The organism is Candidatus Pelagibacter sp., assembly GCF_052049835.1.
Taxonomy (GTDB): Bacteria; Pseudomonadota; Alphaproteobacteria; order Pelagibacterales; family Pelagibacteraceae; genus Pelagibacter.
In genome coordinates this window covers 1-24,931 of the sequence record NZ_JBNGZF010000003.1, presented here as the reverse complement: position 1 = coordinate 24,931, position 24,931 = coordinate 1, and the positions used below count along the sequence as shown (strand labels likewise).

The window sequence follows — 24,931 nt, the reverse complement described above, 5'->3', positions numbered from 1 at the left end:
ACTATATAAATGCCAAAAGACCCTTTCAAAACTCGCTTAGAGATTGCAAAAAGCAAGATTTCAAAGAAAAATCTCTACAATAAGAAGAATGACCCCTCGCCCATAGGAACTGCATTCAAATTGAGCACTGAACTTGTTTCTGCAGTGGCTGTGGGGACAATTATTGGGTTTATTTTTGACAAGACCTTTGGTACTAAACCCTGGTTTATATTAATATTTTTTTTTGTTGGTGTAGTTGCTGGAATAACCAATGTGATTAGATCTGCAAAAAAAATGCAAAAATAAATAAGTATTATGGCAGCAAATCCTATGTCCCAATTCGACGTTTATAGAATTGGACCAGAAATTAAAGTTGGAGCATTCGATATATCATTTACGAACGCAAGTTTGTTTATGATTTTAAGTACTGTATCTATTTTATTGATCTTTGATTTAGGATCAAAAAAAAATTCAATACTACCAAACAAAATTCAATTATTAGCAGAACTTAGCTATACCTTTGTATCTAAAATGATTAGCGATACAGCTGGATCAAAAGCTAAACCATACTTTGCATTTATATTTTCTCTATTCATGTTTGTTTTATTTTGTAACATGTTTGGAATGATACCTTATACTTTCACTGTAACCAGTCATATCATTGTAACATTTGTGCTAGCAGCATTTATATTTATTGGAGTGACTGTAATTGGGTTTATTAAACATGGATTTGGGTATTTAAAATTATTTGTTCCCAGTGGAGTGCCTGCAGTATTACTCCCTTTAATTGTTGTTATAGAAATTATTTCTTATTTAAGCAGACCTATAAGTTTATCAGTTAGATTATTTGCGAATATGATGGCTGGCCATACAATGATGAAAGTTTTCGGAGGCTTTGTAATTAGTCTTGGAATAGTTGGTGGGTGGCTTCCACTAAGTTTTTCGGTTGCGTTAACTGGTTTGGAGATCTTAGTTGCTTTTCTTCAAGCTTATGTTTTTGCAATCTTAACCTGCATCTATTTAAATGATGCATTAAATTTACACCATTAATAACAGAGGAGGATATAATGGAATTAGAAGCAGCAAAAATGATCGGAGCTGGTTTAGCAGCAATTGCTTTAGCTGGAGCCGGTGTTGGTATCGGAATAATTTTTGGAAATTATTTGTCTGGTGCAATGAGAAATCCATCTGCAGCACAAAAACAATTTCCTAACTTACTTTTAGGTTTTGCACTTGCAGAAGCTACAGGATTATTCGGATTGGTAGTTGCGTTAATCATTCTCTTTGCGTTTTAAATTGATGGTTAAAAAAATATATTTTCAGTCAATATTTTTTAGCTTCTTTTTTATTAAAGAAGCTTTTGCTGCTGAAAGTGGAGGTATGCCTCAATTAAATCCAGAGTTTTGGGTTTCTCAAATTTTTTGGCTAGTACTTACTTTTGGTATTATGTATTTAGTTTTATCTAAACTAATACTACCAAAAATTAGTAACAACTTAGAATCGAGAAAATCTCAAATATTAGAAAATATTGAGGCTGCTGAGAAGCAAAGAGAAGATAGTGATGCAAAACTAAAAGAATACGATAAAATTATATCTAAAAGCAAACTTGAGGCTAATAATATTTTCAATCAAGCAAGAGAAAAAGCACTAAAAGACATTGGTGCAAAAAGAGAAGTGATTGATAAGCAAATTGATAATGAAATTGCTGATGCTGAAAAAGAAATAGATGCATTAAGAAAAAATGCGCCAGATAAAATAAACAAAATTGCTATTGAGACTTCATCTGAGTTATTGCAAAAACTAATTGGAGCTGAAGTAAATAATAGTAGTATATCTGCAATTGTTGACGATCTATCTAAAAGAAATGGAGACAAATACTATGGCAATTGATGCAACATTTTGGGTAGCCGTATCATTTATTATTTTTTTTGGAGCGTTAATTTACCTTAAAATTCCTCAAAAAATTTCTGAAATGTTAGATAAAATGATATCTGACATTAAAAATGAAATTGATGAAAGTGAAAAATTAAGAACCGAGGCAAAAACACTATTAGATAACTCACAAAAAAAATTAGATGCAGCTAAGTCTGTTAGCAACGAAATTCTTGAGAACGCCAAAAAAGATGCGGATCGATTAATAATTGAGATGAATGATAAGTTTCATAAATCATCAGAAATTAAAAAAAATTTAGCTGAAAATAAAATAAGTCAGATGAAAGAAGCGGCTTTAAAAGAAATTAAGGACGCATCAATAAAGATTGCCGTGGACTCAGTTAAAAAGATAATAACCACATCTGTAGACAAGTCAAAATTAGATGCTGTGTTTCAAAAAAATTTAGATGAAACTAAAGCAGAGTTAAAAAAAATTAACTCATAATACACTTACAATTTTTCAAAAAAGCTATAAATTATCAAAATGAACTCTATAGTCATTGGATCAGGATTTGGTGGGATCGCAGCAGCACTAAGACTTAAGGCAAAAGGACATAACGTAAAATTAATAGAAAAACATCCAGATCTAGGTGGAAGAGCAAGAGTTTTTAAAAAAAACGGATTTATATATGATGCTGGACCAACAGTAATTACTGCACCCTACTTAATTAATGAATTGTTCGAGTTATTCAATAAAGATCCAAAAAATTATATAGAACTAACTCCACTTAAAATTTGGTACCAGTTTATTTTTGAGGACAAAACTAAATTTAACTATTCAGGCGACGAAATAGAGATGAAAGAGCAAATTGAGAAGCTTAGCAAAGAAGATGTAAATGGATATGAAAAACTAGTTAATTTCACAAAAAAGATATTTGATAAAGGTTTTTCAGAACTTGCAGATGTGCCATTTAATAAACCTTTTGTAATGATGCAACAATTGCCTGCACTATTAAAACTTAAAAGTTACAAATCAGTTTACTCACTTGTTTCATCTTATATAAAAAATGAAAAACTCAGAAGAATGCTTAGTATGCATCCTTTACTAGTTGGGGGAAATCCTTTTACCACCACTTCAATTTATGGCTTAATTCTTTATTTAGAGAAAAAATGGGGAATACATTATTCAGTTGGAGGGACAGGAAATATAATCAAAGGTTTTGAAAAGTTAATGAATGAGGTTGGTATTGAAATAATAAAAAACAGCGAAGTAACAGAAATTATAACAAAAAATAATAAAATAACTGGTGTAAAATTAAATAATGAAAATGAAATTGCTGCAGATAATGTTGTTTGTAATGCAGATCCGCCTGCATTTTATGAAAAAATGTTAAGCAAAAGCAACGAGAGTTCCATGTTGTTTAATTGGAAAAAGAACCGAATGGAATATTCTATGGGTTTATTTGTTTACTATTTTGGAACAAAAAAAATTTATGAGAATGTTGAACATCACACAATAAAATTTGGAAATAAATATAAGGAACATCTTGATGACATATTTGATAAGAAAAAATTAAATAATGATATTAGCTATTACCTTCACAGACCTACAGCGACTGATAAGACTATGGCTCCAGAAGGAAATGATTGTTTTTATGTGTTAGTGCCAGTTCCTAACAATCAGTCAAAAATAAGTTGGGAAACTGAGGGTGAAAAAATGAAAAATCTTGTAATTGAAAAAATGGAAAAAGACTTAATGCCAGATCTTAAAAAAAATATAGTTGAAGATTTTTACTTAACACCTGATTACTTTGAAAAAGAATTAAACACAAAATTTGGATCAGGTTTTTCAATTCAACCTAAATTTACACAATCCGCATATTTTAGATTTCATAATAAATCAGAAATATATGATGGTTTATACTTTGTTGGTGCGGGCACACATCCTGGGGCCGGTGTTCCAGGTGTTCTCTCTTCAGCGAAGGTTTTAGATAAATTATTTTAATGTTAACTAAGAATTATTTAGCTCTTTACGCAAAATCTTTTAATTGGGCAGGTTTTTTTTTACCAAAAAAAACCTATGAAAAATGCTCTGCGCTTTATGATTTCTGTAGAGAAGCAGATAATATTGCTGACGATGCAAATAAGATTGAAATAAAAAAAGATAATTTTATTAAATTTAGGAATAATTTTGTTAATAAAAATTATGATGATCCAGTTATTAAAAACATGTGGGATCTTATTAATGAATTTAGTATTTCAACTAAAATTGTAGACGATTTATTTGAGGGTATTAATTCTGATATAAAAAAAAATGTTAAACTTAATTCAAAAAAAGAATTATTAATTTATTCCTATAGGGTGGCTGGAACAGTTGGATTGATGATGGCTAAAATATTGAATGTTCACAAAGAACAATCTTTAAAATCAGCTATTGATCTTGGAATTGCAATGCAATTAACAAATATTTCTAGAGATGTAATAGAAGATAAAAGAAATAATAGATTTTATATAAACGAAAGTTTTGAAGATATTGAAGCTGCAATCAAACTTTCAGAAAAATTTTATGAAAACTCATTTTACTCAATAAAAGAAATACCACTTAGCTTCAGATTTTCTATTTTAGTTGCAAGAAGAGTTTATAGAAAAATAGGATATAAAATTTTAAATAAAAAAAACTTAGAAAATTATAAAAATTCAGGGAAAATTTACGTTTCAAATATTGAGAAAATAATTGAAACTTTATTATCGATTTTTGACTTAATTAAGTTATCACTTATAAGTAAAAACGATGATAATATTGAACATGATCATGATTTAATTTACGAAGAAATAAATTTAAATGAAAGAATTTGATTACGTTATTATAGGTGGAGGCTGCGCAGGTCTTTCATTAGCATATGAGTTAGAAATTCATGATAAATTAAAAAATAAAACTTTAGCAATCATTGAACCAAGAGAAGAGTATAAAAGAGATAAGACTTGGTCTTTTTGGAAAGTTTTTTCGCATAACTTTGATGACTGCGTTAAAAAAAATTGGATTAATTTCACAATAAATACACCAAATGAAACAAAACATGTAGATTGCCAGTCTACTCCATACCAGACTATTGATAGTGGTAGATTTTATGAAAAAATACTTTCAAAACTTAAACTAAATAAAAATATTCAGTTTTTTAAAAATATTGATGAAGTAGATAAATCAGATTCTATTGTTTTTAATAGTGTGCCTAATTTTGATAACAATCAAGGTAGGTTGTGGCAACATTTTTATGGAGTAGAAATAGAGACTGATAAAGACTTTTTTGATGATGAAATTTTCAATTTAATGGATTTTGCTTGTGATCAGAGAAACAGAGTTCATTTTTTTTACACTCTTCCATTTACAAAAAGAAATGCGCTAGTAGAAACAACATGGATATCAGAACTAAATAATGAAAACCTTGAGGATTATGAAGATCAAATTGATAATTACTTGGGCAATGATCTTAACATAAGAAATTGTAAAATTAATTTTAAAGAAAAGGGTGCTATCCCACTTTTTAGAGAAAAAATAAATAATTCTAAAGAAATATTTATTGGTTCCGCAGGAGGAATGACAAGATTGAGTACTGGATACACTTTCTTGAACATTCAAGAGCAAAGTAAGTACATTAGAGAAAACATCGAAAATATTAGAAAAGTAAAAGCATATAAAATCCATAAAAAGTATGATTTTTTAGACAAAATTCTTTTAAGAGTTTTGAAAAATAATTCCTCAGAAATGGGAAATATATTTCTGAAAGTATTTAATGCCGAACCGAAAACTGCAATAAAGTTTTTATCAAATAAAAGTGATCTTTCTGAAGATTTAAAAGTTATACTTAAAATGCCTAAATGGAAATTTGTAAAAGAAATAATCTAATATGAATAATAAGATTAAAAAAATAAATTTGAATCATTCATTTATTTTTTTCTTTGTTGTAAATATTTTTTGCATTTTATTGTTTAAGTTTAAAAATTTAAATATTTCATCAATTTTATGTTTGCTTTTAATTTTAATTGTGGGCGTATCTCATGGTTCGTTAGACCATATTAAAGGAAAAAAACTACTAAGATTATTCAATATAAAGTCAACTTATATTTTCTATATTATATATATTTTAATTTCAGCAACAGTCATAGTAACTTGGATGATATTACCATCTTTGACTTTAATTCTTTTTTTAATAATAGCCTCATACCACTTTGGTAGAGAAGATACACAATTTTTGATTAATGATAGTTCATATTTAACTCAAATACTTTATTTTTTTAAAGGATTTTTAATTATACTTGCTCCTTTGTATTTTCATTTTCAGGAAACAATAGCGATTTTTAAATTATTATTAGTCGATAATGAGGTATTTTATTCAAGTTTAAATTTTATTGAATCAAATAATATAATTCAAATAGGAATAATCTGCAGCACGCTTTCTAGTATTTTTCTTTTTTTAATGAATTTTGAAATTAAAAAATTTGTAGTTTTTTTAGATTATTTTTCAATTTTAATATTAAATTATTATTTATCTCCTCTAATAGCTTTTACTGTTTATTTCTGTTTTTTACATTCGATTAGACACTCAATTTCACTAGCTATTGACCTTGATCCAAATAATTTAATTAATGGATTTAGATTGTTTGTTAAAAAAGCTTTACTTTTAACAATTTTGACGGCTGTTTTTTCTTTTTTTGTACTATATCTGCTTAGTTATTCTAACAATTTAGATAGTGCAATTTTAAAAATAATATTTATAGGTTTGGCGTCTTTAACCTTTCCACATATATTGCTGGAATATTTTTTAGAAAAAAATGAAAAATAAAGAATTAAAAATATTATTGTCTGCACCTCGTGGATTTTGTGCTGGAGTAGAAAGAGCAATTGAAATAGTAGAAAAATCTATACAAAAATTTGGAGCTCCAGTTTATGTGCGTCATGAAATAGTGCATAATAAGTATGTTGTAGATGATTTAAAAAATAAAGGGGCAATATTTGTTGAAGAGCTGGAGGAGATAAAGGATAAATCAAGACCAGTAATTTTTTCAGCGCATGGTGTTCCGAAAAAAATACCTGAAGATGCAAAAAGTTATAAAATGACTTATGTGGATGCTACATGCCCACTTGTTTCTAAAGTTCATAGAGAAGCAGAAAATCTTAATAAAGCTGGTTACCATATAATTTTAATTGGTCATGAAAATCATCCTGAAGTAATTGGAACTATGGGTCAATTAAATGAAGGTTCTATAGATTTAATTCAAAATGAGGAAGATGCTTTAAACTATAATAATAAACTAGACAAAAAATTAGCATATATTACCCAGACTACTTTATCAGTTGATGACACAAAAGAGATAATCAAAATTTTAAAAAACAATTTTCCTAACATAAAAGAACCAATGAAAGAAGATATTTGTTACGCAACTACCAACCGTCAAATGGCAGTAAAAAATATTGCAAAGAATTGTGATATGTTTTTTGTTATTGGAAGTAGAAACTCTTCGAATTCTGTTAGGCTAGTTGAAGTAGCAAAAAAATCAGGCTGTGAAAATTCGCAACTTATTCACTCAGAAAGCTCAATACCATATGATCAAATAGAAAATTGCAACACTATAGGTATATCATCAGGGGCATCTGCACCAGAAATATTAGTTGAAAATTTTATTAATGATTTAAAAAATAAATTTTCTATAAGTATTAATGAAATTGAAATAATTAAAGAAGACGTAGTATTTAAAGTTCCCAAAAAATTAAATTAAAAAATGGCTGTTTATACAAAAATAAATCAAAAAGAAATAAATATTATTAATCAAAATTTTCATATTGATAAAATAAAAAGTTTTAAAGGTATCAAACAAGGAATAGAGAACACAAACTATCTTCTTAAATCAAAAAAGAAAAAATACATTTTAACTATTTTTGAAAAAAGAGTTTTACAAAAAGAAATACCTTTTTTTATGAAGTTAATGGATAATTTGAATAATTCAAAAATAAATTGTCCCAAGCCACTGAAAACCAAAGAAAATAAATATCTTATTAAATTAAAAAATAAAACTGCATGTATTGTATCATTCTTACAGGGCAAAGATAAAAAAATATTAAATATAAATGATTGTTATATAATTGGTAAAACAGTTGCTCGAATGCATGTAGCAACAAATAAAATGAAGCTTAATAGAAAAAATTCGATGGGTATAAGGAATTTAAAACCTTTACTGGAGAGTATTAAATTTAAGTCAAAAAAGTTTTCAAATTTAAAAGTATTCTTAAAAAATAACCTAAAAGATATTAATAAAAATTGGCCTAAACAATTGCCCAGTGGTATTATACATGGTGACTTATTCATAGATAATATATTCTTCAAAAAAAATAAACTTTCAGGAATTATTGATTTTTACTTTGCTGCTAATGATTATTTTATGTATGAAATTGCTATATGCATCAATGCTCTTTGTTTTGACTATAAAAAGAGAAAATTCCAAATGAATCATAAAAAAATTAAAAATTTAATCAAAGGATATGAAAGTGTTAAAAAAATTTCAATAAAGGAAAAGAAATCTATAAATATTTTATGTAGAGGTGCAGCATTAAGGTATTTGTTAACAAGATTGTATGACTACTCAAATACACCAAAAACAGCATTGATTAAAATTAAAGACCCTAATGAATATTATCAAAAATTGCTTTCTCACAATAATTTAGGTTCATTTAAAGACTATTTAACTTAATGATTACAATTTATACAGACGGTTCTTGTTTAACAAATCCAGGTGATGGTGGATGGGCTGCAATTATAAATGATGGAAAAGAAATAAAAAAAATTAGTGGTAATGAAAAAAATACAACAAATAATAGAATGGAGTTGTTAGCCCCAATTAATGCATTGAAAAAAATGAAGCCTGGTGTTGAAATAAAAATATATACCGACTCTCAATATGTAAAAAATGGAATAACTGAATGGATTAATACTTGGTTAGCTAATAATTGGAAAACCTCAAAAAAAGAAGATGTTAAAAATAAAGATTTATGGATTGATCTATATAATTTAAATAAATCGCTTAATATTCAATGGAATTGGGTTAAAGCTCATGATGGAAACCCTTTAAATGAAGAGGTGGACTTACTAGCTAAAAAGGCTGCAAATTTAGATTAATTTTAAAAAATTTTGAGCTGCTGAAATTTCACAAGTGGCAGTATCTTCTTCTGCTTGTATTTTCTTTACAACATTGTCGTCAATTAACATTGTATACCTTGCTGACCTCATTCCCTGACCCCGATCGTGTCTATCTATTTCTGCTCCAATTGATTTAGTAAATTCACAATATGGGTCTGCAGCCATAAATATTTTATCTTCAACTTTTTGACTATCTCCCCATGCTTTCATCACATTTGGATCATTAACTGAAACACAAATAATTTTTGTAACCCCTTTATTCTTTGCTTCCTCGTAATTATTAACATACCCTGGAAGATGTTTTGCAGAACAAACTTTTGTAAATGCTCCAGGAACACCAATCACAATTGTTTTATGATTTTTAAAAACTTCTGCTGTAGTTATTTTTTTTGCTGCTCCACTTGAGTCTAAATAATAAAATTCTGAATTTGGAAGTTGTTCCCCTTCTTTAATCTTCATTTTGTTTTACCTATAATATAGTTTTTAATTTTTTCTAAATTATTTTCTACTATATCATAATCTTCTTTTTCATTCAAAATAAACTCGAGTTCTTTTGGTAAATCAGATTTTAAATTAATAGCTTTGGAAACAGCATCAGGAAATTTGCATGGATGTGCAGTTGCTAATACAATATTATTTCCTCTTAGGTTGTGTTTGTCGAAAGCACCATATCCAATTGCTGTGTGTGGATCTAAAACTACAGAAAATTTTTCATACACCTTTTTAATAACCTCCAAAGTCTCATTCTCACTCAGACTAGCTGATAAAAAATTTTCTCTAATTTTATTTAATTTATCATCACCAATTAAATATTTTCCATTCTCTTTAATATTTTTCATATCTAATGAAGTCTGTTTATCATCCTCATTATTAAGATCGAATATAAGTCTCTCGAAATTACTAGCTATTTGAATATCCATACTAGGAGAAATAGTTTCTGAAACCTTTTCTGCTTCATAACTACCTTTTGATATTGCTCTATGTAAAATGTCGTTTTGATTAGTTGCAACAATTAATTTATTTATAGGCAAACCCATTTTTTTGGCTAAATATCCGGCATAAACATCTCCAAAATTTCCTGTTGGTACTGAAAAATTTGTTGGTTCACCTGTATTTTCAACCAATGAATAACTATAAAAATAATAAACACTTTGGGCAATAATCCTCGCCCAATTAATAGAGTTTACCCCTGACATTTTTATATCATTTGAAAACTTCTTATCTGCAAACATAGATTTAACCAGATTTTGGCAATCATCAAAATTTCCCTTTATAGCTATATTGAATACATTTTCATGTTTACCTGTTGTCATTAATTTTCTTTGAACTGGTGAAACACGATTGTCTGGATGAAGCACAAAAATATTAACATTTTTTTTACCTTTAATTGCATCAATTGCTGCAGCACCAGTGTCTCCAGATGTGGCAACAACAATATTAATTTTTTGATTTTCATTGTTTAGGTAATATTCGTAAAAGTTACCTAAAAGTTGCATGGCAACATCTTTAAAAGCTAGAGTAGGACCATGAAATAATTCTAATATTGTTTTGTCTCCAATCTTTATGAAATCTACAACGTTGTCTTTTCTAAATGTGGAGTAAGATTTATCAATAATTTTACTCATTTCAGATTCAGATATAAAATTACCAATAAATGGATAAACAATTTTTTTTGCTAACTCTGAATAACTAAGTTTTTTAAAATCTCTAATTTCATTTTCCCCATATTTCACTAATACTTCTGGAACAAATAAACCTCCATCATCAGCAAGGCCTTTGATAAAAACGTCTTTAAATTCAAAGGTTTTTGATGTGTCTCTAGTACTTACGTATTTCATTTAATAATTTTTTTTCCTAAAATATAAATATATTAAAAGAATTGAAATCGCCATAGAAAACCAAGTAATTGCATACTTCTTATGGTTATTTGAAATTTTAGCAGTAATAACTCTTGGTTTTGGAATTTTATAATCACCGTTTAAATAAATGACATAGTCTGAAAAATTTCTTCCAGTAAATTTTGAAATATCTTCTCTATCCAAAGTAAACCAATAATTTTTCTCAATATCGTTTTCTGGTTTGAATATACTTGGTTTAGTTTGAAGCATAAGAGTGCCAACTATTTGATTTTGATCAACTAAATTTATTTCTGGTAGGTTTTTTTTTTTAAAAGGTATCCATCCCCTATTTATTAAGTAATTTTCGTCACCAATTTTTATTGGATTAATTACCTCAAATCCAGGTTTCCCTGCATCATTTAAATTGTACAAGTAAATTTGTTTATCAAAATCAATATCTCCACTTGTTTTTATTCTAAGATAGTTTTTTTTTTCAACATTGGATAATTCCACTGGGTCATTTTTTAAAGTATTTTCTATTTGCTCAATTAATTCTAATTTCCAATTTAATCTATAAATCTGCCAAAACCCTAGGGAGAGAAGAGTTAAAATAATAAAATAAACAAATACTGAAAATAGAAATTTATTCTTCAAGGATAAATATTAACTTCCCCAAATATAAATTGCAGCAAATAAGAATAGCCACACTACGTCAACAAAATGCCAGTACCAAGCAGCCGCTTCAAATCCAAAATGGTGATCTTTAGTAAAATGACCAAGTCTTCCTCTCCACAAACATACTGCTAAAAATATCGTTCCAATTATGACGTGAAAACCATGAAAACCTGTTGCCATATAAAATACAGCTCCATAAATATGGCCTGAGTAAGTAAAAGTAGCGTGATGGTATTCGTATGCTTGCAATAATGTAAAAAAGAAACCAAGAATAACAGTCAGTGTTAAACCTTGTATAAAGCCTTTTCTATCATCTTCTAATAAAGCGTGATGAGCCCAAGTAACGGTTGTCCCTGATAATAATAAAACTAAAGTATTTATTAAAGGAATGTCCCAAGGATCAAATGTTTCAATATCTTTTGGTGGCCATACATTTCCAACAAATTCATTTGGAAATAAACTTATGTCAAAGTAAGCCCAAAACCATGCAACAAAAAACATTACCTCTGAAGCAATAAATAAAGTCATTCCATATCTATGATGAATTTGAACAACTGGAGTATGATGACCTTGATGCTCAGCTTCAATAACTACATCTCTAAACCACATGTACGCACCATAAATTAATAACGCTAAACCAAGATACATTCCCCAGGAAATACCGTTATGCATATAAAAAATTGCACCTATTGCTAATACTAAGCATGCAAAAGATGTATAGATTGGCCAAGGGCTTGGATCAACTAAGTGGTAATCGTGTTTTTTCTCTGCTGACATTTTTCGTGATTATGATTGTTTATAGTAATCTGTCGAGAAAAAAGTGTACGACATAGTTACATCTTGTAGATTTTTTGTTGTTGGGTCGTTCACAAGGTCAGGGTCTAAATAAAAAGTCATTACGTAAGTTGCTTTCTCTCCAGCCTTCAACTCTTGTTTTTCAAAGCAAAAACATCCTAATTTACTATAATATTTACCAAAACTCGCCGGTGAAACATTGAAACTTGCTACACCATAAGTCGTTTCGTCTCCAATATTCTCAACTTCAAATTCTATTCTGTTGACCTGGCCAACTTTCACATCAATCACGTTTGATTTTGCTTTAAAATTCCATTCAAGATTGTTTACATTTGTATCAAACCTCACGCTAACAACCTTATCTAATACTATTTTAGGAGCTTCTTTAGATACTTGGGTTGTTCCTCCGAAGCCTGTAACTCTACAGAATAGATCATACAAAGGTACTGCTGCAAAAGACAATCCCAACATAAGGACAAAAATCCCAGCTAAAAGTAAAGGAGTTAATGTTTTGCCTTTAATCATATCTGTCTATCAAATACTCCTACATTGTATAAAGTAAAAACAAATAAAAATACCATAAACGCTAAAATTGCTATTGCAGTTATAATATTTTTTTTCTTTGTTTTTTTGTCAGGTGTTATCATAAAATTTTATCAATTAAAAAAAGAACAAAAATTAAGAATAAATACAAAATTGAATATCCAAAAATAGATTTTGCTTTTTTTGCATCAAATTTGTTTTTTTTAAATTTATAAAGGTCGAAACATAAATAATTATAATAAATTGTCAAAATTAAAGATGGGATTAAAAAAGTTATACCTACAAAGTTAATTGCATAAGGTAGAACAATTACTGGTAACATTGTTAAAGAATAGACAAATATATTTAATTTTGTACTCTCAACACCGTTTGTTAGTGGAAGCATTGGAATTTTCGCTTTTTTGTAATCATCTGATTTATACAAACTTAAAGCCCAAAAATGTGAAGGCGTCCAAAAGAATATAATCAAAAAGAATGTAATTGGCTCAAGAGTTAAAGAATTAGTAGCTATAGTCCAACCAATCACTGGAGGTAATGCTCCTGCAGCTCCTCCTATCACTATATTTTGTGGAGTTTTTCTTTTTAACCAAATTGTATAAACAAACACATAAAACAAAATAGTAAAAAGTAATAAACTAGCTGATATTCTGTTAGAATAATAATCAAGCGCAATTACAGAAAAAATCGAAAGAGAAATTCCAAATACTAGTGCTTGATTTCTATTTACCTTGCCTGTCGGAATTGGTCTCAAACAAGTTCTTGTCATAAGAGCATCTAAATCTGACTCATACCACATATTTAAAGCCCCAGCTGCTCCTGCTCCAATTGAAACTAAAATTATTCCAATGATTGCATCTTTTGTTGGAATTATATTTGGAGCCATTAACAATCCAACTGCACATGTAAATATAACCAAAGACATTACTCTTGGTTTCATTAATTTAAATAATTCAGATAAATTAAAGGCGTCTTCTTGAGATAAGTTTCTATTTTTTAATTTAGACTTAATCATTAATTTATAGTTAAAAAATCTTATTTACTATATTTAGCTAGTAGATTTTTCAACACCCTCTTCATCTTCAAACTTTGGTAATTCTTCAAAAGTATGAAAATTAGGCGGAGATGGTACAGTCCATTCTAAAGTTGTAGCACCTTCTCCCCATGGGTTTTGTGCAGCAGCCTTTTTCTTATAAAACGCATAAGCAAGGTTAATAAAAAATACTACCAATCCAATTACAGAAATATATGAACCAATTGAGGAAATGTAATTCCATCCCGCAAAAGCATCTGGATAGTCAGCATATCTTCTTGGCATTCCCGCAAGGCCTAAAAAGTGTTGTGGGAAGAAAACTAAGTTCACTCCGATAAAAGTTAACCAGAAGTGTAATTGACCCATCCACTCTGAGTACTCGTAACCAGTCATTTTTCCAAACCAATAGTAAAATCCTGCAAAAATTGCAAATACAGCTCCTAAAGATAGTACGTAATGAAAGTGAGCAACAACATAATAAGTATCATGCATTGCAGTATCCACTCCAGCATTCGCAAGTACTACTCCAGTAACTCCACCAACTGTAAATAAAAATATAAATCCTAAAGCCCAAACCATTGGAGTTTTAAATGAAATCGAACCACCCCACATAGTTGCTATCCATGAAAATATTTTTATACCTGTTGGAACTGCAATGATCATCGTTGCAGCTAAAAAGTATGCTTTTGTGTCCGTGCTTAAACCAACTGTATACATGTGGTGTGCCCAAACAACGAAACCAACTATTCCAATTGCAACCATTGCATAAGCCATTCCTAAGTATCCAAAAACTGGTTTTCTAGAAAATGTTGAAACAATATGACTGATCATTCCAAAACCTGGTAAGATTAAAATATAAACTTCTGGGTGACCAAAGAACCAAAATAAATGTTGGAATAAAACAGGGTCTCCACCAGTTTGAGCATCAAAGAAAGCTGTTCCAAAGTTTCTATCTGTTAGAAGCATCGTAATCGCTCCTGCTAAAACTGGTAATGATAACAATAATAAGAAAGCTGTTACTAATATTGACCATGCAAATAAAGGCATTTTATGAAGTGTCATACCAGGAGTTCTCATATTTAAAATCGTAGTAATAAAGTTTACTGCACCTAAAATCGAAGAAGCTCCAGCTAAGTGTAAACTTAATATTGCAAAATCCATTGCTGGACCTGGTTGACCTGCTGTAGATGACAATGGAGGGTATATTGTCCATCCACCACCAACACCTGTTTGACCTGGAGGACCATCCATGAAAATCGACATAATTAACAATATGAAAGACGTGGGCAGCAACCAGAATGAAATATTATTCATTCTAGGAAAAGCCATATCCGGTGCACCGATCATTATTGGGACAAACCAGTTACCAAAGCCACCTATCATTGCTGGCATAACCATAAAGAAAATCATGATCAAACCATGACCAGTAACTAAGACGTTATACAAATGATAGTTTCCACCTAAAATTCCATCACCTGGATGCATCAATTCCATTCTCATTAAAACTGAAAATGCAGTACCTATCACACCTGCAATAATTGCAAATATTAGATACATAGTTCCAATATCTTTGTGGTTAGTTGAATAAGCCCAACGTTTCCAACCAGTTGGCGTATGATGATCGTCGTGTGATGCTGTTTGTGTATACATATTATTTACTCGCTAGTTTTTTAAATTGATCTTGTTCATTAATTTCTTTTGCAAATTTTACTTTAGCGTCTAACAACCAGTCTTCATATTCTTCTTCAGTAACAACTCTAACTTCAATTGGCATAAACGCGTGTTTAATTCCACACAGTTCAGAACATTGACCATAATAAGTTCCAACTTTTTCTGCTTTAAACCAAGTTTCATTTATTCTTCCAGGCACAGCGTCTCGTTTTACTCCAAATGAAGGCAGAGCCCAAGCATGTAGAACATCATTAGCAGTGATCATTACCTTAACAACTTTATTTACTGGAACAACCAGTTCATTATCTACAGCTAACAGTCTTGGCTCATTTTCTTTTAAGTCTTTAGTTTCGATCATGTAAGAGTCGAAGAAAATATTTTCGTCTGGGTACTCGTATCCCCAGTACCATTGATATCCAATAGCTTTAACAGTTATGTCTGCTTTTGGAATTGCATCTTGTTTGTATAAAATTTTAAATGATGGTACAGCCATCACGATCAGAATTAAACATGGAATTAAAGTCCATAAAACTTCAACAGCAACATTATGAGTTCTTTTTGATGGAACTGGATTTGCTGAAGCTCTAAATCTTATACAAGCATAAACCATCAGAAATAGAACAAAAACACTGATTGTTATTATAATTGGTAACAACAATTTATCATGAAAGTTAACTATATCTCTCATAGTCTCGGAAGCAGCCTTTTGAAACCCTAATTGCCAATCAACTGGTTGATTAGCGAATGCGCTTGAAGTGATTAAGAATGTTAGAAATATATATAAAAATTTTTTCATTTTTTTAACTTATATAGAGTGTCTTTTAAAAAAATACACTTTTACTTTTAGCGACAAAATATCAATTAATGGCGTAATTTATGATCGATAGAGCAGAAATTACAGCTGTTTCAGATCTCAAGATGTTTTCATTGATTTTAACAGACTGAACACCGTTAAATTTGAGAATCTCCTCCCTCTCCTGCTCAGAAAAATCTCCTTCAGGCCCTATGATTACACAAGTGGGTTTAGTTGTTAACTTTGAAAGATCAATTTTTGTATTAGCAGTATTGAGGTCAGTAAATATTAAATCCATATCATTATTTAGAAAGCTTTTTAATTTTTGAGGATCATCAATTGATGGAACTGTTATTCTATTTGACTGTTCAGCTGCTTCTATGATTACTTTTTTCAATCTCTCTTTATTTATCTTTCTGACAATCGTTCTTTCAAAGATGACTGGTAAAAACTTAGTTACACCAAGCTCTGTAGCTTTTTGTATCATAAAATTAAAGTAATTTGATTTGATAGGAGAGAATGCTAGCCAGAGATCTTTGATATTTTCTTTCTGTCTTAATTGTTTTGTAACATAAAATTCAACTACGCTTTTGGTTATATTCAAAATTTTAGCTTCCCATTCACCACTACTATTAAAAAGAGAAAAAACCTCTTTCTCTTTAAGTCTCATAACTTTTGAAACGTAGTGAGATTGAGATTTATCAAGTTTGTCAGTCAAATTAAGAGATAAACTTTTTGAATAAAATAATCTAATGTTACTCATATTGATAAGTTAGTTTATGAAAAATATTAAAGCAATAATTTTTGATGCTTACGGCACCTTATTTGATGTCAACTCGGCTGCTGAAAAATGTAAAGATAAAATAGGTGATAAGTGGGAAGGTTTCGCTAATTATTGGAGAACTACACAATTAGAATATACTTGGCTAAGAAGTTTAATGAAACGTCATAAGGATTTTTGGCAAGTAACAGAGGATAGTTTAGATAAATCAATGGAAACTTATGAGATAGACACTTCAATGAAAAATGAGTTATTAGATCTTTATAAAATTCTTTCACCATTTAAAGAGGTTCCCGAAGTTTTAAAATCATTAAAAGAAAAAGATTTTAAACTTGCTATTCTTTCAAATGGTACTCCTTCCCTTCTTAATGAATTGGTTAAAAGTAATAATTTAGAAAATATATTTGATGATATTTTTTCAATTGATGAAGTTAAAGTTTATAAACCAGACTCTAAAGTTTACGATATACCAATTAAAAAATATAATATTAAAAAAAATGAAGTTGCTTTTTTAAGTGCTAACACTTGGGATGTATCAGGTGGTGGAAATTATGGTTATAATTCTATTTGGGTTAATAGAAATAGTAATATTTTTGATAATCTAGATTATGTACCAAAGCATCAAATCGAGGACCTTAGTAAGCTACTTGATATAATATAAAAAATTCTTATGTGTAAAATATGAAAAATATTGAAGTAAGTAAAATTATAGACCCTATTTCAGCTTCTGATGGTGCCGGAGTTAAATTGAAAAGAAGTATTGGTGTTGAGCCAAACTATTTTGATCCTTTCTTAATGCTTGATGAATTTGGTTCAGAAAATAGTGAGGATTATATAGCGGGTTTTCCACCCCACCCTCATCGAGGAATTGAAACAGTTACTTATATGTTAGCTGGAGATTTTGAGCACAAAGATAGCACTGGTGGTGAAGGAAGAATGACTGCTGGTGATGTTCAGTGGATGAAAACAGGTAGTGGAATTATTCATTCTGAAATGCCTGCAATGAAAGAGGGAAAACTTCATGGATTTCAATTGTGGATCAATATGCCGGCTAAATTAAAAATGAGTAAACCTGAATATATTTATATTGATGCTGATAAAATGAGTGTTCATAAAGATGATGATAAACAAGTAAAAGTAATAGCTGGAAAATTTGAAAAAGCTGAGGGACCATTAAAAGGTCATAACGTTGAGCCAGTTTATTTTGATGTTAAACTCAGCAAAGGTAAATATTTCAATTTTAAATTACAATCTACCCACAATACTTTTGTTTATTTAATTAGTGGTGAAATTGAAATAGGCAAAAACAAACATGAAAATGTGAAAGATAGTACTTTAATACTTTTAACAAGAGGTGAAGATTTAACAGTTAAAGCTAAGTCAAATGCAAAATTCTTGGTTATTTCAGGTAAGCCAATTAACGAGGAAATAGCTAGAGGTGGGCCATTTGTAATGAATACCAAAGCTGAGATCTTGCAAGCAGTTCAAGATTATCATAATGGTACATTTGTAAAATAAATTATGAAAGCTGTAGAAATCAATAAAACCGGTGGACCTGAAGTTTTAGAAGTTAAAGATATATCTTTAGATAAACCTGGACCAGATCAAGTAACCATTGAACAAAAAGCAATTGGTCTTAATTACATTGATACTTACCATAGATCGGGTTTGTACCCGTTAAAACTCCCGATTGGTTTAGGTCTAGAAGGCGCTGGGGTTATTACTGATGTTGGGGACAGCGTAAAAGACTTTAAGGTTGGTGATAAAATTTCATATGCAGGTATTCCTTTAGGTTCCTATTCTTCACATAGAAACTATCCAACTAAAAATTTAGTTAAAGTACCAGATGGTATTGATCTCGAAATAGCAGCAACCTTGATGACCAAGGGATTAACAACTTTTTATCTTTTACATAAAACTTATCCAGTTAAATCAGGAGAAACAATTTTATTTCACGCAGCTGCTGGTGGTGTAGGTCAGATTTTTGGACAATGGGCAAAAAATTTAGGATGTACTGTTATAGGTACAGTTGGATCAGAAGAAAAAGTAAATATTGCAAAAGAAAATGGTTACGATCATGTAATTAATTACAATAAAGAAGATTTTGCAAAAAAAGTTTTAGAGATTACTGACGGTAAGGGTGTCCCTGTTGTTTATGATGGTGTTGGTAAAGATACATTAGATGGATCAATTGAATGTTTAGCAGTTAGAGGAATGATGGTCTCATTTGGAAATGCATCTGGACCATTATCAGATATTAATGTACCAAAAGTTATTCAACCAAAAGGACTGTATCTTGTAAGACCTTCTATGCAACAATACCTTTCAACAAGAGAAGAGTTAGATGAAGCCTCAGAAACAATGTTTGAAAAAATTAGCTCTGGTAAAGTAAAAATTAAAATTTTTAAAAAGTATAATTTAGAAGAGGTGGTTCAAGCTCATAAAGATCTTGAAGGAAGAAAAATTTTAGGACCTGCTGTAATTGTTCCTAATTAACATCAACATCCATATCTGACATATGAAGTTTAAGTGCATTTGTTGAAATTTGAATTTCTCTAATAAAAAAAATTATAGATATAATCATCGATAGACAACAAGATCCAAAAATAACTCTGGCAAGAAAAACTTCATCTAAATAAAGAGCAAATACAGTTAACATGTTAAATAGAAATCCAAAAGCTGCAAAAAGTATAGTCCACCTAAGAAGTGTTATTCTTCCACTCAAATTAATAAACTGTTTTTTCCATTCGGGCGGAATATGTTTTTCGTAAACATGCTCGTCATGAAGCTGACGAATTAAAATACTGAGGGAATGAAATCTGTTACTATATACACCCATTAATAAAGGAATTGCTGGAAACATTAGTGCTGTGACTGTGTAATCAATATTCATACGAATCAATTTGATTATGAAACTAGCCTTTGTTATTTACAAGTAAAATATTATGAACCAAGTAAAACTTTTCATTGAGTTAACCAGATTAAAAAAACCTATAGGTTTTATGCTTCTGTTCTGGCCATGTGCTTGGGGACTAACAATAGCATATGATTTTTCCTCAAATCTAAATAACTATTTTTTTTATTTAATTTTATTTTTTTTAGGTTCAGTATTGATGAGGTCTGCCGGATGTATAGTTAATGATATTCTTGATAAAGAGTTTGATGCCAAAGTATTCCGTACTAAAAATCGCCCGATTGCCTCTGGTAAGGTGTCAGTAAAGCTTGCGATTATTTATTCGATGATTTTGTGTTTTTTAGCATTATTAGTTTTGTTAAATTTTAATTTATTTACAATTATTTTAGCATTAGGTTCTATGCCGCTTGCTTTCACATACCCTCTAATGAAAAGGTTTACTTATTGGCCTCAATTATTTTTAGGTATAACATTTAATTATGGATTAATACTTGGATGGACAGCAACCAAGGGCCAAATAGATTTAATTCCAATTGTGTTTTATTTTGGAGCCATATTTTGGACATTGGGTTATGATACAATATATGGGTTTCAAGATTTAAAAGACGATGAGATAATTGGATTAAAATCAACTTCAATTAAATTTAAAAAAAGACCCAATGCTTTGTTAATTTCCTGCTATTTAATTTTCTTCACGAGTTTAATAATAATTGCTAACTATATGAATTTTAATAATCTAAGTCTGGTCATATTTATAATTATACTTATTCACATGTTTTATTTTCAAATTAGAAAACTAAATATAAACGACGAAGAAAACTGTCTTAAGATATTTAAATCCAACAATATGTTAGGGCTAATTGTGTTTAGTGCCCTAATTGCAGGTAAACTTTAAAATGAATAAACTAGAAATAATTAAGAGACTTTACAAAAGTTATACACATAGATATATGAAGACTATAATTATCTCATTTGTTTTTTCATTATTACTTGCGGGAAGCACTTCCTCTGTTGCTTACCTGCTTGATCCTGCGATAAAAAAACTTTTCATTGAACAAGATCAGTCTTTAGCAATTGTTATTCCATGTCTAATAGTTCTAGCTTTTGCAATTAAAGGGGCTTCTTTATATTTTGCAAGAGTATTAATGATTGGTGTATCTGAAGAGGTTAAAAAAGATATACAAAATGATGTATTCGCATCGTTAATAAAGGCAGATACTGATGTAATTGACAACAAACATTCAGGAAAATTTATTGCGAATTTAACTAACGATGTAAGTCAGATTACAAATTTACTAAGTACAGTTGTATTAAATTTATTCAAGGACTCCTTAACCCTGGTGGGATTATTAAGTGTAATGTTTTATCAAAATTGGAAATTGTCATTAATTGCAATAATTATGATACCTTTAGCAAGTTTTGCAGCAAAAAGTTTAGGTAAAAGAATTACAAAAGTTGCTACCCAACAAATGGTCAGGGCAGGAATACTTACTTCATATTTGATGGAGATTTTCAAGAACCACAAATTAATTAAGATTTTTCAAAAGGAAAAATACGAAAAAAAAAGAGCTTTTGAGTTTATAAATAATCTAAAAGATGCACAAAAAAAAATTGCTATTGTTTTTGTGAGAGCCTCTCCAATTATGGAGTTTTTAACTGGAATAATGATTGCTTTTTTAATTTTTTATGCTGCGAATTTAGTGTCTAAAAATGAACTTGAGGTTAATAATTTTTTCTCATTTCTTGCCGCAATGATGTTGGCTTACCAACCAGTAAGATCTCTAGCAACTATTAACATATCTATTCAACAAGGAATTGCTGGAGCTGTAAGAGTTTTGCCTATAATTGATAGTATTCCATCAATAACAGAAAAAAATGACGCAAAAGATATAATTGTTAACGAAGGAACAATTTCTTTTGAAAATGTAACTTTCAAATATCCAAAAACTGAAAAAGATATTTTGTCAAAAATAAATTTAAATTTTGCTGGATCTAAAATGACAGCACTAGTGGGGCACAGTGGGGCAGGTAAATCAACAATATTAAATTTAATTCCAAGATTTTATGACATAAATAATGGCGACATAAAAATTGACAAACAATCAATATATAATTCTACTATAAATTCACTTAGAATAAATATTTCGCTTGTTAGTCAGGATACTACTTTATTCGATGATACCATTATAAATAATATAAGATACGCAAATTTAGATGCTTCCATGGAAGATATAGAACAGGCAGCAAAGTATTCTTTTGCGAATGAATTTATTGAAAAACTCCCTGATAAATATGAAACTCTTATTGGTGAAAACGGAATAAGATTGTCTGGAGGTGAGAAACAAAGACTTTCAATTGCGAGAGCAATTTTGAAAAAAAGCCAAATAATCTTGCTTGACGAAGCAACATCCTCATTAGATGCAGAAACAGAAGATAAAATACAGAAGGCAATAAATTTTCTAACAAAAGGTAGGACAACTATAGTAATAGCCCATAGATTATCAACAATTCTTAATTCAGATAAAATTTATGTAGTTGATAAAGGTAAAATAAGCGCTGAGGGAGATCATGAAGAACTTTTAAAATCGTCAGATATTTATAAGAACTTTTATCAAAAACAAATTAAAAAATCTTAATGATACATATTTACAGATTTTTAATCAATATAACTTATATTATTTCACCCATAATTATTGCTTTTAGATTATTTAAAAAAAAAGAACACCCAGAAAGATTTAAGGAAAAACTGTGTTATTTTTCAAAGTTTAAAAAAAAAGGTAAGCTTGTTTGGTTTCATGGTGCAAGTGTTGGTGAAATACAAAGCATTATACCTTTAATAGAAAAGTTTGAAAAAAAAAAAGAAATTGTCAATATTTTGATTACATCTAATACATTAAGTTCCTCAAAAATAATTGAAAAATTTAAATTTTCAAAAGTCATTCACCAATTTTTTCCTATAGACACTAATTTTAACTGCAAAAAGTTTATAAATTATTGGAAACCATCTGTAGCATTTTTTATTGACTCAGAAATTTGGCCTAACACAATTATAAATTTATCAAAAAAAAAAATTCCTATAATTCTCTTAAATGGAAGGATAACTAAAAAAACTTTTCAAAGATGGAAAAATTTTCCTAAATTTTCAAATTTTATATTTAAAAAAATAGACTTGAGTTTTGCTTGTAGCAATATATCAAAAAATTATTTAAAGAAACTAGGTGTAAAAAATTTGAAATATTTTGGAAATTTAAAATTTTCTCAATCCGAAAATGAAAAAATTGTTAAATTTAAAAAATTAGAAAAATTTATATCATCAAAGAAAATTTGGTGTGCATCAAGCACACATTTCAATGAAGAGAAATTATGTGGCCTTACACATAAAAAACTAAAGGAAAAATATAAAAATGTTTTAACAATTATAATTCCTAGACATATTGAAAGAACCCATATTATAAAAGATGAGCTCAGCAAGTTAAATTTACTGGTGTACGAACACGAATCAAAAAAAAAAATAAACAAAAATACTGATATTTATATAGTTAACTCCTATGGACAAACCAAATCAATTTATAATATTTGCAAGAATGTATTCCTGGGGGGATCCTTAATAAAACATGGTGGACAAAATCCTCTTGAGGCAACAAGGTACGGATGCAATATTTTGCATGGACCAAATACTGACAATTTCAAAGAAATTTATGAATATTTAGACAGATTAAAAGTTTCAATTAAAATTAACAACACAAGTCAAATGATAAGAGGTTTGAATAAATTTTTCTTAAAAAATGATAATTCTAAAAAAATTAAACTTAAATTGACTAAAATTGGAAATAAAATTTTAATTAATACTTATAATGAAATCAATGAATTTTTAAAGAATGAAACTTATAAAACCTAAATTTTGGGACTTAAAAAAACCAAATGTATTAGCTTATTTATTGCTACCTTTTACGATAATTTTAATTATAAAAAATTTTTTCTTAAATCTTAAAAAGAAAAAAAAATATATAAAAATAAAATCAATTTGTATTGGTAATATCTACGTGGGTGGAACTGGAAAAACACCATCAACAATAAAAATTTACAAAATTTTACAAAGATTAAAGTACAAAACTGTAGTAGGGAAAAAAAAATATAAAAACCAGGTTGATGAAATTGCTGTCTTAAAAAAATATTCAAAAGTAATTAGCTTAAATACAAGGCACAAAATTTTTAATCTAGCTATAAATAACAAAAATAAAGTAATTGTATTTGATGATGGACTTCAAGATGATAAAGTTACTTATGATTTGCAGATTTTATGTTTTGACACAAAAAATTTGATTGGAAATGGTAATCTTTTACCATCTGGACCTTTGAGAGAGAATATTAATAGTATTAAAAAATATGATTGTGTACTTCTAAAAGACAATATCAAAAACGCAAAAAACTTTGCTAAAAAATTAGTTAAGATTAACAAAGATTTAAAAATTTTTTATACATTTACCTCAATAGTAAATTTGAAAAACTTTAATAAATCAAAAAAATATTTAATTTTTTCTGGAATAGGAAATCCAGAAAACTTTAAAAAAATATTAAAGAAAAATAAATTTAATATTACAAAAGAAATAATTTTTCCAGATCATTATAATTATAAATCACAAGATTTAAAAAACATAAAAAAAGAAGCAAAAAAATTTAATGCAGACATAATTACTACTGAAAAAGATTTTGTAAAATTATCTAAGAAGGATCAAAAACAAATTAAATTTGTGAAAGTTGAAATAAACTTTATAAATGAAAAAAATTTTGTAAAATATTTAAAATCAAAAATTAATGAGAAAATTTAAATATTTTTTTCAATATATAGT

The 24,931-nt window shown here is 28.7% G+C and carries 29 protein-coding genes; 19 read left to right on the top strand and 10 right to left on the bottom strand.

Annotated features, from left to right (window positions below):
- The first annotated feature begins 9 nt into the window (after nt 1-9).
- Genes ACTT9R_RS03295 through rnhA form a run of 12 tightly spaced genes read left to right on the top strand, consistent with a single transcriptional unit; the run spans nt 10 to nt 9,020 of the window.
- Nucleotides 10-285 (top strand): AtpZ/AtpI family protein, encoded by a 276-nt coding sequence (locus ACTT9R_RS03295; protein ID WP_075484905.1) that lies wholly within the window; start codon nt 10-12, stop codon nt 283-285.
- Between the two features lie 9 nt (nt 286-294).
- Entirely contained in the window at nt 295-1,029 is a 735-nt protein-coding gene (locus ACTT9R_RS03290; RefSeq protein WP_440926634.1) for a F0F1 ATP synthase subunit A, read from the top strand.
- 17 nt (nt 1,030-1,046) lie between these two features.
- A complete protein-coding gene (locus ACTT9R_RS03285; protein WP_006997791.1) occupies nt 1,047-1,274 on the top strand; it encodes a F0F1 ATP synthase subunit C in 228 nt (75 codons plus the stop codon).
- 4 nt (nt 1,275-1,278) lie between these two features.
- On the top strand, nt 1,279-1,869 hold the full coding sequence (locus tag ACTT9R_RS03280) for a F0F1 ATP synthase subunit B family protein (RefSeq protein WP_440926633.1): 591 nt from the start codon (nt 1,279-1,281) through the stop codon (nt 1,867-1,869).
- A complete protein-coding gene (locus ACTT9R_RS03275) occupies nt 1,844-2,356 on the top strand; it encodes a F0F1 ATP synthase subunit B family protein (protein WP_440926632.1) in 513 nt (170 codons plus the stop codon). Before ACTT9R_RS03280 ends, ACTT9R_RS03275 begins: the two co-directional genes overlap by 26 nt.
- A 39-nt stretch (nt 2,357-2,395) precedes the next feature.
- Nucleotides 2,396-3,856, top strand: coding sequence for a phytoene desaturase family protein (gene crtI, locus ACTT9R_RS03270; RefSeq protein WP_440926631.1), 1,461 nt, complete (start codon nt 2,396-2,398; stop codon nt 3,854-3,856).
- Nucleotides 3,856-4,707, top strand: coding sequence for a phytoene/squalene synthase family protein (locus tag ACTT9R_RS03265; RefSeq protein WP_440926630.1), 852 nt, complete (start codon nt 3,856-3,858; stop codon nt 4,705-4,707). The genes crtI and ACTT9R_RS03265 overlap by 1 nt, the downstream gene beginning before the upstream one ends.
- Complete coding sequence (locus ACTT9R_RS03260; RefSeq protein WP_440926629.1) at nt 4,694-5,755, top strand: lycopene cyclase family protein; 1,062 nt, start codon at nt 4,694-4,696, stop codon at nt 5,753-5,755. Before ACTT9R_RS03265 ends, ACTT9R_RS03260 begins: the two co-directional genes overlap by 14 nt.
- Before the next feature lies 1 nt (nt 5,756).
- Nucleotides 5,757-6,692 (top strand): Brp/Blh family beta-carotene 15,15'-dioxygenase, encoded by a 936-nt coding sequence (locus ACTT9R_RS03255; RefSeq protein ID WP_440926628.1) that lies wholly within the window; start codon nt 5,757-5,759, stop codon nt 6,690-6,692.
- On the top strand, nt 6,682-7,626 hold the full coding sequence (gene ispH, locus ACTT9R_RS03250; RefSeq protein ID WP_440926627.1) for a 4-hydroxy-3-methylbut-2-enyl diphosphate reductase: 945 nt from the start codon (nt 6,682-6,684) through the stop codon (nt 7,624-7,626). Before ACTT9R_RS03255 ends, ispH begins: the two co-directional genes overlap by 11 nt.
- A 3-nt stretch (nt 7,627-7,629) precedes the next feature.
- The gene (locus ACTT9R_RS03245) at nt 7,630-8,595 is read left to right on the top strand and encodes a homoserine kinase (protein ID WP_440926626.1); all 966 of its coding nucleotides are present in this window, start codon (nt 7,630-7,632) and stop codon (nt 8,593-8,595) included.
- The gene (rnhA, locus tag ACTT9R_RS03240) at nt 8,595-9,020 is read left to right on the top strand and encodes a ribonuclease HI (RefSeq protein WP_440926625.1); all 426 of its coding nucleotides are present in this window, start codon (nt 8,595-8,597) and stop codon (nt 9,018-9,020) included. The genes ACTT9R_RS03245 and rnhA overlap by 1 nt, the downstream gene beginning before the upstream one ends.
- Here rnhA and ACTT9R_RS03235 read toward each other — a convergent pair.
- The 9 genes from ACTT9R_RS03235 to ACTT9R_RS03195 all read right to left on the bottom strand — a co-directional run bounded on the left by ACTT9R_RS03235 (nt 9,012) and on the right by ACTT9R_RS03195 (nt 17,149).
- Entirely contained in the window at nt 9,012-9,500 is a 489-nt protein-coding gene (locus ACTT9R_RS03235; RefSeq protein ID WP_440926624.1) for a redoxin family protein, read from the bottom strand. The genes rnhA and ACTT9R_RS03235 overlap by 9 nt on opposite strands.
- The gene (gene thrC / locus ACTT9R_RS03230; protein WP_440926623.1) at nt 9,497-10,879 is read right to left on the bottom strand and encodes a threonine synthase; all 1,383 of its coding nucleotides are present in this window, start codon (nt 10,877-10,879) and stop codon (nt 9,497-9,499) included. Before thrC ends, ACTT9R_RS03235 begins: the two co-directional genes overlap by 4 nt.
- Nucleotides 10,880-11,533 carry an SURF1 family protein gene (locus tag ACTT9R_RS03225; RefSeq protein WP_440926622.1) on the bottom strand — a complete coding sequence of 218 codons (654 nt, stop codon included), beginning with the start codon at nt 11,531-11,533 and terminating at the stop codon, nt 10,880-10,882.
- Nucleotides 11,534-11,542: 9 nt separating this feature from the next.
- On the bottom strand, nt 11,543-12,331 hold the full coding sequence (locus ACTT9R_RS03220) for a cytochrome c oxidase subunit 3 (protein ID WP_023854769.1): 789 nt from the start codon (nt 12,329-12,331) through the stop codon (nt 11,543-11,545).
- Nucleotides 12,332-12,340: 9 nt separating this feature from the next.
- Nucleotides 12,341-12,874 (bottom strand): cytochrome c oxidase assembly protein, encoded by a 534-nt coding sequence (locus ACTT9R_RS03215; RefSeq protein ID WP_440908323.1) that lies wholly within the window; start codon nt 12,872-12,874, stop codon nt 12,341-12,343.
- A 118-nt stretch (nt 12,875-12,992) separates the two neighbouring features.
- Nucleotides 12,993-13,904 carry a heme o synthase gene (gene cyoE / locus ACTT9R_RS03210; RefSeq protein ID WP_440926621.1) on the bottom strand — a complete coding sequence of 304 codons (912 nt, stop codon included), beginning with the start codon at nt 13,902-13,904 and terminating at the stop codon, nt 12,993-12,995.
- A 33-nt stretch (nt 13,905-13,937) separates the two neighbouring features.
- Nucleotides 13,938-15,572 carry a cytochrome c oxidase subunit I gene (gene ctaD, locus ACTT9R_RS03205; protein ID WP_271560297.1) on the bottom strand — a complete coding sequence of 545 codons (1,635 nt, stop codon included), beginning with the start codon at nt 15,570-15,572 and terminating at the stop codon, nt 13,938-13,940.
- A 1-nt stretch (nt 15,573) separates the two neighbouring features.
- Nucleotides 15,574-16,389, bottom strand: a complete 816-nt coding sequence (gene coxB / locus ACTT9R_RS03200; RefSeq protein WP_440926620.1) for a cytochrome c oxidase subunit II — start codon at nt 16,387-16,389, stop codon at nt 15,574-15,576.
- 61 nt (nt 16,390-16,450) lie between these two features.
- Nucleotides 16,451-17,149, bottom strand: a complete 699-nt coding sequence (locus ACTT9R_RS03195) for an RsmE family RNA methyltransferase (RefSeq protein WP_440926619.1) — start codon at nt 17,147-17,149, stop codon at nt 16,451-16,453.
- A 16-nt stretch (nt 17,150-17,165) separates the two neighbouring features.
- Here ACTT9R_RS03195 and ACTT9R_RS03190 point away from each other — a divergent pair, with 16 nt between their 5' ends.
- From ACTT9R_RS03190 to ACTT9R_RS03180, 3 genes are read left to right on the top strand one after another with little or no spacing between them, the layout of a single operon-like run.
- On the top strand, nt 17,166-17,828 hold the full coding sequence (locus tag ACTT9R_RS03190; RefSeq protein WP_440926618.1) for a haloacid dehalogenase type II: 663 nt from the start codon (nt 17,166-17,168) through the stop codon (nt 17,826-17,828).
- Between the two features lie 20 nt (nt 17,829-17,848).
- A complete protein-coding gene (locus tag ACTT9R_RS03185) occupies nt 17,849-18,685 on the top strand; it encodes a pirin family protein (protein WP_440926617.1) in 837 nt (278 codons plus the stop codon).
- 3 nt (nt 18,686-18,688) lie between these two features.
- The gene (locus ACTT9R_RS03180) at nt 18,689-19,663 is read left to right on the top strand and encodes a quinone oxidoreductase family protein (RefSeq protein WP_440926616.1); all 975 of its coding nucleotides are present in this window, start codon (nt 18,689-18,691) and stop codon (nt 19,661-19,663) included.
- On the opposite strand, the gene ACTT9R_RS03175 is transcribed toward ACTT9R_RS03180, so the two are convergent.
- A complete protein-coding gene (locus ACTT9R_RS03175; RefSeq protein ID WP_023854756.1) occupies nt 19,656-20,060 on the bottom strand; it encodes a DUF2721 domain-containing protein in 405 nt (134 codons plus the stop codon). The two genes, ACTT9R_RS03180 and ACTT9R_RS03175, sit on opposite strands and share 8 nt — an antisense overlap.
- Nucleotides 20,061-20,112: 52 nt before the next feature.
- On the opposite strand from ACTT9R_RS03175, the gene ubiA reads away from it, so the two are divergent.
- From ubiA to lpxK, 4 genes are read left to right on the top strand one after another with little or no spacing between them, the layout of a single operon-like run.
- Nucleotides 20,113-20,976, top strand: coding sequence for a 4-hydroxybenzoate octaprenyltransferase (gene ubiA / locus ACTT9R_RS03170; RefSeq protein ID WP_440926615.1), 864 nt, complete (start codon nt 20,113-20,115; stop codon nt 20,974-20,976).
- A 55-nt stretch (nt 20,977-21,031) separates the two neighbouring features.
- On the top strand, nt 21,032-22,717 hold the full coding sequence (locus ACTT9R_RS03165; protein WP_440926614.1) for an ABC transporter ATP-binding protein: 1,686 nt from the start codon (nt 21,032-21,034) through the stop codon (nt 22,715-22,717).
- Entirely contained in the window at nt 22,717-23,979 is a 1,263-nt protein-coding gene (locus ACTT9R_RS03160) for a 3-deoxy-D-manno-octulosonic acid transferase (protein WP_440926613.1), read from the top strand. Before ACTT9R_RS03165 ends, ACTT9R_RS03160 begins: the two co-directional genes overlap by 1 nt.
- Nucleotides 23,960-24,910 (top strand): tetraacyldisaccharide 4'-kinase, encoded by a 951-nt coding sequence (lpxK, locus tag ACTT9R_RS03155; RefSeq protein ID WP_440926612.1) that lies wholly within the window; start codon nt 23,960-23,962, stop codon nt 24,908-24,910. Before ACTT9R_RS03160 ends, lpxK begins: the two co-directional genes overlap by 20 nt.
- Nucleotides 24,911-24,931: the final 21 nt, after the last annotated feature.